9 protein-coding genes are annotated in these 11,671 nt (G+C 68.4%); 5 read left to right on the forward strand and 4 right to left on the reverse strand.

The features are described 5' to 3' along the window. Nucleotides 1–7: 7 nt before the first annotated feature. On the reverse strand, nt 8–172 hold the full coding sequence (locus AC3WOH_RS26030; protein WP_492232235.1) for a hypothetical protein: 165 nt from the start codon (nt 170–172) through the stop codon (nt 8–10). A 101-nt stretch (nt 173–273) separates the two neighbouring features. Here AC3WOH_RS26030 and AC3WOH_RS26035 point away from each other — a divergent pair, with 101 nt between their 5' ends. From AC3WOH_RS26035 to AC3WOH_RS26055, 5 genes are all read left to right on the forward strand, one after another. Further along, nucleotides 274–609, forward strand: coding sequence for a hypothetical protein (locus AC3WOH_RS26035; protein ID WP_492232236.1), 336 nt, complete (start codon nt 274–276; stop codon nt 607–609). 119 nt (nt 610–728) lie between these two features. After that, nucleotides 729–1,664: a glycosyltransferase family 2 protein gene (locus AC3WOH_RS26040; RefSeq protein ID WP_492232238.1), complete on the forward strand. Its 936-nt coding sequence runs from the start codon at nt 729–731 to the stop codon at nt 1,662–1,664. Between the two features lie 37 nt (nt 1,665–1,701). Further along, nucleotides 1,702–2,076 (forward strand): GtrA family protein, encoded by a 375-nt coding sequence (locus tag AC3WOH_RS26045; RefSeq protein ID WP_492232239.1) that lies wholly within the window; start codon nt 1,702–1,704, stop codon nt 2,074–2,076. 273 nt (nt 2,077–2,349) lie between these two features. Next, entirely contained in the window at nt 2,350–4,209 is a 1,860-nt protein-coding gene (locus tag AC3WOH_RS26050; RefSeq protein ID WP_492232240.1) for a glycosyltransferase family 39 protein, read from the forward strand. Between the two features lie 8 nt (nt 4,210–4,217). Then, on the forward strand, nt 4,218–6,077 hold the full coding sequence (locus tag AC3WOH_RS26055) for a hypothetical protein (protein WP_492232241.1): 1,860 nt from the start codon (nt 4,218–4,220) through the stop codon (nt 6,075–6,077). 32 nt (nt 6,078–6,109) lie between these two features. Here AC3WOH_RS26055 and AC3WOH_RS26060 read toward each other — a convergent pair whose 3' ends face one another. From AC3WOH_RS26060 to ettA, 3 genes are all read right to left on the reverse strand, one after another. After that, entirely contained in the window at nt 6,110–6,664 is a 555-nt protein-coding gene (locus AC3WOH_RS26060) for an exonuclease (RefSeq protein ID WP_492232242.1), read from the reverse strand. Between the two features lie 177 nt (nt 6,665–6,841). Continuing rightward, nucleotides 6,842–9,478 carry a DUF1631 family protein gene (locus AC3WOH_RS26065; RefSeq protein ID WP_492232243.1) on the reverse strand — a complete coding sequence of 879 codons (2,637 nt, stop codon included), beginning with the start codon at nt 9,476–9,478 and terminating at the stop codon, nt 6,842–6,844. 429 nt (nt 9,479–9,907) lie between these two features. Further along, entirely contained in the window at nt 9,908–11,569 is a 1,662-nt protein-coding gene (ettA, locus tag AC3WOH_RS26070) for an energy-dependent translational throttle protein EttA (protein WP_492232244.1), read from the reverse strand. Nucleotides 11,570–11,671: the final 102 nt, after the last annotated feature.

Consider the following 11,671-nt stretch of genomic DNA (forward strand, 5'->3'; position numbering starts at 1 on the left):
GCAACTGTCAAGCCTGGCCCGGCGTCCCGGTGCCGAAGTACCCGGCCATGAAGGCAGCACCCAACACGGTGTCTGGCGGCATGGCGTCCAGGCCGCTGCGCAGGTCTGCCGTGTGCGGCGCGTCCTCTGACAGTTCGCTGTAGCCCTCGGTCAGCTGCAGCAACTCGCCCACCGTGATGGGCCGGCCGGCGCGATGGCATAGCGCTCGCGCTGGCGCGACAGGCCGACCCACTGGCCCAGCGATTTACCCACCCGACCTTGCCAAGTGAGGGCATGGAACAGGCCCTGGGCATCGATGAAAAAGGCCAGCCCGCCCTCGCCCAGGGCGTTGATGCCGATGTGGAGTTCTCCGCGCTCTGCATCGAGCCGGCCGATGCCGTCGAACCAGCCCTGGGACGTGATGGCAATGCGCCGGTGGCTGCTGAGGATGAAGGGGGTTGCATGACGATCATGGTGCCGTGCGCGGCGGCGCAGCGGCGTTGCCGGGGTGCCGCCGCGGGGGCCGGGGTGATCGCCGTCACGCGCGGCGGGTGCCGCTTGCCCTGGCCAGTATGCCGCATGGTGTATCTTCAACGGTTAGCGCACTGCGCCGCCCGCGACACTTTGTGACATTCTGGGCATGCCCACCCGAAGCCCCATTGAACGACACCACTTTTTCTCCCCCTTCGCCAAGCCGGCCCGCTGTTGATCGCAGCGGCACAACCGCCCTGCTTTCGGTGGTGTGCCCCATGTTCAACGAAGAGCCCACGCTGGACCTCTTTTTTGCGCAGCTGGTGCCGGTGCTGGCGCAGACCGGTCTGGCGTTCGAAATCGTCTGCGTCAACGATGGCAGCCGCGATGGCACGCTGGCGCGGCTGCAGGCGCTGCGCGCCACGGTGCCAGGCCTGCGGGTGGTCGACCTGTCGCGCAACTTCGGCAAGGAGGCGGCGCTGACCGCGGGCATCGACCATGCGCGGGGTGCGGCGGTGGTGCCCATCGATGCCGACCTGCAAGACCCGCCCGAGCTCATTGTGGAAATGGTGCGCCTGTGGCAACAGGGCTTTGACGTGGTGCTGGCCCAGCGCACAGACCGCAGCGCCGACCATGTGCTCAAACGCAAGACCGCAGAGTGGTTCTACCGCCTGCACAACCGCATTTCCGACTCGCGCATTCCGCCCAATGTGGGTGACTTCCGGCTCATGGACCGCCAGGTGGTAGATGCGCTCAAGCGCCTGCCCGAGCGGCGCCGTTTCATGAAGGGCCTGTTCGCCTGGGTGGGCTTTCGCCAGGCGACGATCCCCTACACCCGGCCGGCCCGCGCGGCCGGGGACAGCAAATTTTCGGGCTGGAGCCTGTGGAACCTGGCGGTGGAGGGGGTGACCTCGTTTTCCACCGTGCCGCTGCGCATCTGGACCTACCTGGGCCTGGCGGTCGCGCTGCTGGCCTTTGCCTATGGCCTGGTGATCGTGGGCCAGGTGCTGCTGTTCGGACGCGATGCGCCGGGCTATGCCTCGCTGATCACGGTGGTGCTGTTCCTGGGCGGGCTGCAGCTCATCGGCCTGGGCGTGATCGGCGAATACCTGGGCCGGGTCTACATGGAGTCCAAGGGCCGCCCCGTCTACATCGTGCGTGAAGAGGCCGAAGACGGCGCCGCGCAGCCCCCGTACCACCGCGACGCCCCCTGACCAGGGCGCGCGCGCATTTTTCCTTTTGCCTTCTTTCATGAACACTTCTCGGTCATTGATCGGATTCGCGCTGATCGGTGTGCTGTCCACCCTCACGCATGTGTGCGTTGCCACCTTCTGCATCGAGCTGCTGGGTGCACGGCCGCCCGTGGCCAATGTGGTGGCCTTTGCCGTGGCCACCATGTTTTCGTACACCGCCAACACGCTGCTCAGCTTTGGCCAGCGGCTGAGCGCGGCCACCGCCTGGCGCTTTGGCCTGGTGGCGGGTGCCGGCGGGGTGGTCAGCACCTGCATCACCTGGATGGTGGAGCAAGCCGGCGGCCACTATGCAATAGGCATCGCGCTGGTGGTGACGGTGATCCCGGCCTTCAGCTACCTGGGCCACCGTTTTTTCACCTACCGCGTGGGCTAGGGCGTGTCATCGTTCATTTCGCCCCCGCGAAAGCCTGCAGCGCGGTGCAGTGCAAGGCGCCCTGAGTGCCGCGTAGCACCGCTACGCAAGCGAAGGGCAACGCCGCAATGTGCCGCGCTGCAGGCTTTCCCTTCGGGCTGGCCCCGGCATGCGGCGTCTGCTTTGTCGCACGGCTTGCCCATAGTCCACTATGGGCTGCGCCGCGCTTCGCGCATCCATCCGCATGCCGGGGCCAGCGCGGGGGCGAAATGAATGATGACACGCCCTAATCCCGTGAGCCCTTCATCGCAAGCACCTGGCTGGCACCAGAACCTCATCGCCCTGTTGCTGCTGGCCCTGCTGGTCTTCGTGCTGCATGGCAGCGCTCTGCACGCCAACTGGCGCTGGGACGACGGCACGCACCTGTTCAACACCACGCAGTACACGCCGTGGTCGGTGTTCCTCAACCCCGAGGTGACGCGCGCCGCATCGGGCAACCAGTTCGCGCCCTGGAACCTGTTCATCTACCAGCTCAACAGTGCCCTGTTCGGCATGGCGCCACAGGCCTTCTACCTGCACCACCTTCTGTCGCTGGCCATGGCCGCCTGGGCCCTGTACCTGCTGCTGCGCCAGTGGCTGCAGCCCTGGCGTGCGTTGCTGGCCCCGGCCTTGCTCGTGGCGGGTGTGCCCGCCTTCCACATGGCCCAGCAGCTGATGGTGGGGCACTACCTGGACGGGCTGACCTTTGCCTGCCTGGCGCTGTGGGCGCAGCTGCGCACCCTGGATCGCAGGCAATGGCGCTGGGCCTGGCTGGCGGCCGCGCTGTACCTGGTGTCCACGCTGTGCAAGGAGGTTTATGTGCCTTGGATCGCACTGGCGCTGTTCATGCCGCTGGGCACCGCAACAGCCCCCCTGCCATGGCTGCAGCGCTGGCGCTATGCCCTGCCCGCGCTGGCTGTGGCCCTGGGCTATGCGGCGGTGCGCGTGCTGGTGTTCTCGGGCGCGGGCGGCTACCAGCCCAGCACGCTGACCGGCTGGCACGATGTGCCCGGCGTGCTCGGCGCCATGGCCCGCATGCTGAGCCAGGGGCTGGTGGGCCCGGGCCTGCCAGGGCTGCTGGCCACGGCGCTGTGTGCAGCCTGCGCGGCCGCCCACCTGGCCACGCAGCCGCCCCAGGCGCGCCTCAAGGCGCTGGCGGCCTTTGCAGCGGCCATTACGGTGGTCGCCTTTCCGCTCTTGTTCGTGGCGCGGCCGGGCCTGGACTGGCAGCTCCACGCCCGCCTGCTGTGGGTGCCCTGGGCTGCGCTGTGCGTGCTGTGGTGCCTGCCCTGGCCGCAGCGCCTGGCGCGCTGGCATGCGCTGGCGCTGCTGGTCTTTGTGGCCGCGGCGGGCCAGCAGGCCTGGGTGCAGCGCCAGCATGACCGCCCCATCGAGGCCATGTTCGACGCGCACTACGGCTTTGCCCTGCAGCCACCGGCCGGCCAGGTGCTGCTGCCCGTGCAGTTCAACACCCCCGGCTACATGGCCGCGGTCGCCATGAGCGCCCATGCGGCGCGCGAGCGCATGGAGCCCGGGCGGGCGCACGCCCAGCCTGCCCTGCTGCACCGGTGGCCCGCCAATGCCGGCGAGCGCGCGCGCATCCGCGTCTGGCAGGAGGGCTGCCAGTGCCTTGCGCCCCTGGACACGCTGCCCCTTGCACAGCAGCAGGCCGCATTGCACGCGCAGCTGGACGACCAGGCCATCGCGGCACCGCTGCGCCAGCCCCTGCCCTACATCGCTAACGACTGGGGCGGCGCCATCGACGCCATCACCACCGAAGGCGGTGTGGTGCACGTGCGGGGCTGGACGCCGACCCTGGGCGCCGGCAGAAAACTGTTCCTGACGGGCTTTGTCGGCGTACCGCCGGTGACCCTGGAAGGCGTGCAGCGGCCCGATGTGGCCAGCGCGCATGGCAACCCGGACCTGCTGGACTCGGGGTTCCACGCCACGCTGCGCTTTGCCAGCCCGGCTGCCGCCCAGGCCGCGGCCGCCAGCCTCTGCGCGGTGGTGGCCGGCCAAATGCCCGGGAAGGAGCACCAGTTCCTGCTGCTGCCCATCGAAGGAGGCACGCGCTGCAAGAGCGTGCTGATGCCGGGCAGGACACGGCCTTTGTGATGGAGCGCATGCAAACCCTTGCACGCACGGCCTGGGCGGCAGACCTCGCCGCACTGGGCGCGCTGTGCCTGCTGGCGTTTGCGCTGCACGGCAGCGCACTGCAAGGCTCCTGGCGCTGGGACGATGGCCAGCACCTTTTCTACCTGGGTCTGTACAGCCCCTGGTCGGTGTTCCTGGACCCCCAGGTGACGCGCGCGGTATCGGGCAACCAGTTCGCACCCTGGAACCTGTTCGTCTACCAGGTCAACCACGCGCTTTTCGGCCTCGCGCCCCAGGGCTACTACCTACACCACCTGTTGTCGCTCGCGGGCGCCGCGGGCGCGCTGTACCTGCTGCTGCGCCACTGGCTGGCGCGCTGGCAGGCTCTGGTGCCCGCAGCGCTGCTGTTGGTGGGCGCCCCCGCCGTGCACATGGCACAGCAGCTGATGTCGGGCCACTACGTGGATGGCATGCTGTTCGCCTGCCTGGGCCTGTGGGCCTATGTGCACGCGGTGCAAAAGGCGCAGTGGCGCTGGGCGCTGCTGGCCGCGGCGTTCTACCTGCTGTCCACCCTGTGCAAGGAGGTCTACGTCCCCTGGATCGCGCTGTACCTGCTGCTGCCGCTGCCGGCGGGCACGCCGCGCAGCCTGCTGGCGCGCATGCTCCTGGCGGCCCCTGCCCTGGCCGTAGCGCTGGGCTATGCGGTGCTGCGCATCGCCGTGTTTGCAGGCGTGGGCGGCTACCACCCGTCCGCACTGGACGGCTGGCATTCGGCACTGGACTTTGCCGCCCGCTTGGCGCGCGTGCTGACCGAGGGGCTGCTGGGCCCCGGCCTGCTGGGCGTGGCCGCCGCCGTGCTGTGCCTGGCCTGCGCCGTGCTGGCGCTGCTGGCCAGGCCCACGGCGGGGGATCGTCTGCGCATGCTGGGGGGGCTGGGCGCGGCAGCCCTGGCCGCGGTGTTCCCGCTGCTGTTCGTGGTGCAGGACTATGCGGACTGGATGGCCTACGGGCGCTTTCTCTGGGTACCCTGGGTCGCAGCGTGCGTGCTGTGGTGCCTGCCCTGGCCCGCGCGCCTGGCGCGCTGGAAGCTGGCGGCGCTGGCCGTCTTCGTGGCGGCGGCGGCCCAGCAGTCGCTGGCCCAGCGCGCGCACGACCGCCCCATAGACGCCATGTTCGAGGCCCACTACGCGTTTGCAATGCAACCGCCCGAGGGCCAGATCCTGGCGCCGTTCGAGTTCTTCTCGCCCATCTCCATGACCTCGATGATCATGAACGCGCATGCGGCGCAGGAGATCCTTGAGCCGGGCAAGCCCCACGCCCGGCCAGTCCTGCTGCGCCAGGCGCCTACCGACGACGCCGAGCGCTCGCGCATTCGGGTATGGAACGAGGCGTGCCTGTGCCTGGTGCCGCTCGACAGCCTGCCGCCTGGACAGCAGGGCGACGCCATCCGCTCGCAGTTGGCCAATGTCGGCGCCGTCATGCCGCTGGGCAAGACCCTGCCGCGCGTGGCCCATGGCTACGCGGGGTCCATCGACGCGGTGGCTGTCACCGGCAAGCAACTGCAGGTGACGGGCTGGACGCCAACCATCGGGCCGGGCCGCAAGATCGTGTTCACGGGCGTTGCGCCCGAGGCCCAGGCCCGCCTGGAAGAACTGGTCAGCATCGAGCGCCCCGACATCGTGCAGGCCTACCAGCGGCCCGACATGCTGCAGTCGGGCTTTCGCGCCACGCTGGGATTTGCCGACGAAGCGAGCGCCCAGGCGGCCAGCCAAACGCTGTGCGCCCTGGTCACCGGCCACCTGCCGGGCCAGGAGCACCAGTTTCTGCTGCTGCCGGTGCAGGGCCACAAGCGCTGCGACCGGGTACTGATCCCCACGCCGACGCACTGATGGCGGTCGGGCTGTAGCCGCCCGGGATGCTCTCAGCGCCCGCGGTTCTCCGCCAGCATGTTGCAGAACAAAGCGCCCTGTTCGACAGCGTCATCCAGCGCCACATGGTTGTGCGGCAGCTTGTCGAACCAGTGCGCGGGCATGTTGCGCTTGGTCGTGGCTCGGAAGTCGGTTTGGAGCTGGGCCATGGCAAAGGACTTGATGTCCAGGGCCGAGTGGCTGAACGGGCTCTCTCCCACGAAGCGGATCAAGTACCAGTACATGAACAGAAAGTCGAAGCCTGCCGGGTAGGCGACGAAAACTGGCTTGCCCGGCAAGCCGTTGATCCACTGCACGCAGTTGCGCATGGCGGCCTCGGGCGCCTGCAGGTCGGTGCGGCAGGCGACCCAGGCTTCAGGCTGGGTGGTCCACCACTCGGCGGTCTTGGGGTCAGCCGCAGCGCCCGGCAGGGTGTGCAGGTTGGCGCTGAAGGTAGACACCAGGGTCTTGTCCGCCGTGTACGCGGCGCAGCCGAAGCTGAGCATCGAATGCGGGCCAGGGATGGGACCGTCGGTTTCGACGTCCGTGCTGATGTAGATCTCGGTCATGGGTGCTCGGGTTTCTTGTCATTGGCTGTGCGCCCTTTGCAACTACGCCCCTGGCGCCGCGAACTCCGTGGCGCAGGGAATGGGCGCAAAGGCTCCAGGGGCCGAAGCAGGCATGACGAGCCCTGAGGCGATGGTGCCCTGGGTCAGCGGTACGCGCTGCCAGGGCCTGGGCGCGCGTCAGCGCCCCTTGGTCGGAGACGAGGGTTTGCCCGACAGTGGTGCCTGCTTGCTGCTAGGCGCACCGGCGAGCTTGCCGCGCGCGGTTTCCAGCGGCGCGGGCAGGCTGCCGCGCGTGGTGGCGATGCCGCCTGCGCGCGTGGGCGTGGGTGCAGGCGGGCGCACCTTGGGGGCGGGCACCACGCGCAGCGAGCCTTCGTCGGCCAGCTTGTCGCGCATGCGCCGCGTCATGGACTGGGTGCTCTTGTCCGGCGCGGTGAAGAGGAACAGCGTGCCGTGCGGGCTGGTCCAGGTGAGCTGGGTACGTACGGCGCGGCCGTTGGTGATGAGCTCGACCCAGGCACCCACGACGAATTCGGCATACGGCTCGGCGGGGGCCGCAGGCGTGGCGGGTGCGGCCGGGGCAGCGCTGTCCACGGGGGCCTGGGCGCTGTCGTCGTAGCCAGCGACCGCTGCCACCGAGTCCATGGGGTCGCGCGAGTCCGGCGCCGGCTCTTCGGGGTCGAGGGTGATCTTGGCGAAGTTGGCGCGCTCGAAGGCGTCCTGGTGCAGGCCCACCAGGCGCTCCAGGAAGGCGCTGGTCTTGGCGGCCGGGTGGTCGATGGTCTGCAGGCCTTCGCGCAGCTTGACCAGCAGGCTGGGGATGGCTTCGGACAGGCGGTCGGGCTCGGCCCGGGTGAGTTCGGGCTGGGCGCTCCACAGCAGCACGGGCACCAGGGCCAGGTAGCCGCCCGGGTCGTCCTCGCCACTGTCGCTTTGCGAGACCTGGGCCAGGGCCACCACCTCGGCCCAGGGGCCGGCAGCGAAGTCGAGCACATCGGCGGGCACGCGCTCCAGGTCGGGCAGCTTGCGGATGTCGGCGGCGATCTTGCCGGCCAGCATCTCGCGCTGCTCGGCGATGAGCTGGGCCTTGTCTTTCTCGGCCTGGCGGGCCTTGGCCTTTTGCACCTGCGAGTTCCAGGCGGCCTGCAAGGCCTTGAGCACGGTCTCAAAGGGGGTGGCGTCCTTGATCTCGATGCCCGCCAGGTAGCCCACGGATTCGTTGAGCAGGCGGATGAAGCGCGCAAAACCCGGTGCCTTCTCGTCGGGGAAGGCAAGGCTGCGCTGGGTCATCTCGTCGAGCAGCACGCGCGCGGGGTGGCCGGGCTCGGTGAAGAAACTCTGGTCGCGGCGCACCAGGTGCTTGAGCGCGGGCTCCAGGTTCTGCACGGCGCGCTGCACGGAGGGCAGGAGCCGCGAATCGCGGGCGATGTTCTCCATCATGCGGCCCACCACCTCGGCGGCCATGGCCGGCGGGTCGTGCGGGGCCACCACGGGCACGGTGTATATCTGCTGGTAGGGCCGGCCTGGTACGGTGTACAGCTGCTGCGGTGCGGTGCCAGGCATGGTGGCAGCCCAACCGGCCTGGGGCACGACGGCCTGCGGCATGGCCGCCACGGCGGCCGCCTGCTGCCCGCCGGCCAGGCGGCCGACCAGGCGTTCGAGCTGGGCCATGTCCTCGATGGCCTCGGCCGCTGCTGCAGCGGCCGGGTTGTAGCCGCTGCTGCCACCCAGGCCCGAATGCATGCTGGCAGGCTGCGAGGGTACGCCGCCGCCCATCACCGGCATGCCGCCACCGCCGCCCGCACCACCATAGGAGCGCGGATCGAACGGGTCGCCCCCGGCCAGCATCTGGCGCAGGATGCCCACAGTGAGCAGCGCCTCCTCGGCCGCTGCGGCCTGTGGCGACATCATGGGCATCTGGGGCTCGCCGCTCCAGTTGTTGCCCGGGTCGCCACTCCAGTTGTTGTTGCCGCCATAGCCGCCGCGGCCGTAGCCGGTGTTGCCATAGCCGGTATTGCCGTACCCCGGGCTGCCGTAGCCGCTGGGGCCGGCCATGGGGCCGCCATAGTTGTTGGCCATGTAGCCACCGCCATAGCCGGTGTTGCCATTGCCACCGCCGTAGCCGCCACCTGAGCGCGTGTTGCCGCCGGGCGCCCCCACCACGGCGTAGCCCACGGGCTCCACGCCGTTGTCGCGCAGGGTCTTGACCATGGTCTTGTATTCGTCGACCAGCAACTTGCCCAGCAGGTCGCGCATGTGCTGCATCCACAGGCCGCGCACATCGGCGTTCACACCGGTCTCGCCCACCACCTGCTGCAAGGCGCGGATATAGCTTTCGGGCCGCAGCGGGTTGCGCTCGGGCTGCACACTGCGCAGGCCCTGGGCAGAGCTGACCAGGGTGTTGAGTTCGGCCAGTATGGCTTCGGTGGCGTGGGACGCCAGCTGCTGGGCGCGCGCCAGCTCGACCTGGTTTTGCACCTCGCTCTCGTCCATGAGCGTGAGTTCGCCAAAATCCAGGGCCGAATCGTCGCCCGCCCGGGGCTTGGTGCCCGGGGTGGCTGCCGGGCCTTCGGCAAAGATCTCCAGCAGGGCCATGGAGTAGCCCTTGACCAGGGCCGCCTCGTGCTGGCCCAGGAGGCGCAGGCTGTCACTGGCCAGGTTGCGCTGCTGGATGTTGCGCACCGAGGCCTCCTCGGCCGTCAGCGCGTTGCGGGTGACCGCCACCAGCTTTTCCATGAGCGCCTCGCCCCCACGCACCGCGTTGACCACGCAGGCACGGAAAACGTTTCTCGAACTGGACACTGGCTGGGACATGGTGGGCGGGAAAAGGCAGGAGAGGAAAAGTCGAAAAAATCGTTTCCAGCTGCAATCCTACTTGACCTGAAGACCCTGTGCACAATTCCCCGCCGGCCGGTGGCAACAGAGTCCCCGACGGCACGTGGCTTCTTTACATATCCTTACCCGTGCCCCCGAAAAAACCTGGGGAATTGGTGCAGCGCCGGGGCAACGGAACCCAGCATCCGGCCCCGGGGCGAGGGCCAAAACTGGCGCTGCCGAGGCCAGTGCCCCCGTGCAAGGGCCGCCCCGCCGCACCGGGGGCGTCCCCCTTCCCGCATTGCGCAGCAATGCGGGAGAAGGGGCTGAGGGCCGCGGCTCCAAGCCTGCCTGCGCAGGCTTGGACGTGCCCGAAGGGCCGCCGCCTCTGGCGGAGGCACCGTGGCGCGCAGCGCCTCAGGGGGGAGCTTACTTCAAGGCCTTGTAACGCATGCGCTTGGGCTTGGCGCCCTCTTCGCCAAGGCGCTTCTTCTTGTCGGCTTCGTACTCCTGGTAGTTGCCGTCGAAGAAGGTCCACTGGCTGTCGCCTTCGGCGGCCAGGATGTGGGTGGCGATGCGGTCCAGGAACCAGCGATCGTGGCTGATTACCAACACTGTGCCCGCGTATTCCAGCAGCGCGTCTTCCAGGGCACGCAGGGTTTCCACGTCCAGGTCGTTCGAGGGTTCGTCCAGCAGCAGCACGTTGCCGCCGGCGATCAGGGTCTTGGCCAGGTGCAGGCGGCCGCGTTCACCGCCCGAGAGCATGCCCACCTTCTTTTGCTGGTCACCGCCGTTGAAGTTGAAGCGCCCGGCATAGGCGCGGCTGGCCATGGTGAACTTGCCGATGTTGATCATGTCCAGGCCGCCGGAGATGTCTTCCCAGACGGTCTTGTCGTCCGACAGGGCATCGCGGTGCTGGTCCACGAAGGCCATCTTGACCGTGGAGCCGATCACCACCTCGCCGCTGTCGGGCTGCTCGCGGCCGGCGATCAGCTTGAACAGGGTGGATTTACCAGCCCCGTTGGGGCCGATGATGCCGACGATGGCGCCGGCCGGGACGGTCATGGACAGGTTGTCGATGAGCACGCGGTCGCCAAAGGACTTGGTGACGTTGTGGAACTCGATCACCTGGGTGCCCAGGCGGTCGGCCACAGGAATGAAGATTTCCTGCGTTTCGTTGCGCTTTTGGTATTCGTAGTCGCTCAGTTCCTCGAAGCGGGCAATACGCGCCTTGCTCTTGGCCTGACGGCCCTTGGCGTTTTGGCGCACCCACTCCAGTTCCTTCTTCAGGGCCTTGGCGCGGGCTTCCTCGCCCTTGTTTTCGGACTCCAGGCGGGCCTGCTTCTGGTCCAGCCAGGTGCTGTAGTTGCCCTTGTAGGGGTGGCCGTAGCCGCGGTCGAGTTCCAGGATCCACTCGGCCGCGTTGTCGAGGAAGTAGCGATCGTGGGTGATGGCCACCACGGTGCCGGGGAAGCGGTGCAGGAACTGCTCGAGCCAGTCCACGGACTCGGCGTCCAAGTGGTTGGTGGGTTCGTCCAGCAGCAGCATGTCAGGCTTGGAGAGCAGCAGGCGGCACAGCGCGATGCGGCGCTTTTCACCGCCGGACAGCAGGCCGATCTTGGCATCCCAGGGGGACAGGCGCAGCGCGTCGGCGGCGATCTCGAGCTGGTGCTCGGAGTCGGTGCCGGCCGTGGCGATGACGGCCTCCAGGCGGGCCTGCTCGGCAGCCAGGGCGTCGAAGTCGGCATCGGGCTCGGCATAGGCGGCGTACACCTCTTCGAGCTTGGCCTTGGCGGCGAAGACCTCGCCCATGGCCTCTTCCACGCTTTCGCGCACGGTGTGCTCAGGGTTGAGCTGGGGTTCCTGGGGCAGGTAGCCGATCTTGATCCCGGGCATGGGGATGGCTTCGCCTTCGATTTCCTTGTCCACGCCGGCCATGATCTTGAGCAGGGTAGATTTGCCCGAGCCGTTCAGGCCCAGCACGCCGATCTTGGCGCCGGGGAAGAAGCTCAGGGAGATGTCCTTCAAGATCTGCCGCTTGGGCGGCACGGTCTTGGAGACGCGGTTCATCGAATAAACGTATTGGGCCATTGGGTTCTAACCTGCAAGAGAGGGAAGTTTGCAAAAAATGATTGCGTTCAAGGGGAGATTATCAGGCCATGCGACAATACGTTCCGCGGCGGGCTCCAGTTG

It is taken from the genome of Acidovorax sp. FW305-C-20-28 (assembly GCF_058783375.1).

Excerpts from the sequence above, each read along its gene's own strand:
- AC3WOH_RS26035 (WP_492232236.1), top strand. The coding sequence starts at position 274 with ATGGAACAGGCCCTGGGCATCGATGAAAAAGGCCAGCCCGCCCTCGCC.
- AC3WOH_RS26040 (WP_492232238.1), top strand. The coding sequence starts at position 729 with ATGTTCAACGAAGAGCCCACGCTGGACCTCTTTTTTGCGCAGCTGGTG.
- AC3WOH_RS26045 (WP_492232239.1), top strand. The coding sequence starts at position 1,702 with ATGAACACTTCTCGGTCATTGATCGGATTCGCGCTGATCGGTGTGCTG.
- AC3WOH_RS26055 (WP_492232241.1), top strand. The coding sequence starts at position 4,218 with ATGCAAACCCTTGCACGCACGGCCTGGGCGGCAGACCTCGCCGCACTG.
- AC3WOH_RS26060 (WP_492232242.1), bottom strand. The coding sequence starts at position 6,664 with ATGACCGAGATCTACATCAGCACGGACGTCGAAACCGACGGTCCCATC.
- AC3WOH_RS26065 (WP_492232243.1), bottom strand. The coding sequence starts at position 9,478 with ATGTCCCAGCCAGTGTCCAGTTCGAGAAACGTTTTCCGTGCCTGCGTG.
- ettA (WP_492232244.1), bottom strand. The coding sequence starts at position 11,569 with ATGGCCCAATACGTTTATTCGATGAACCGCGTCTCCAAGACCGTGCCG.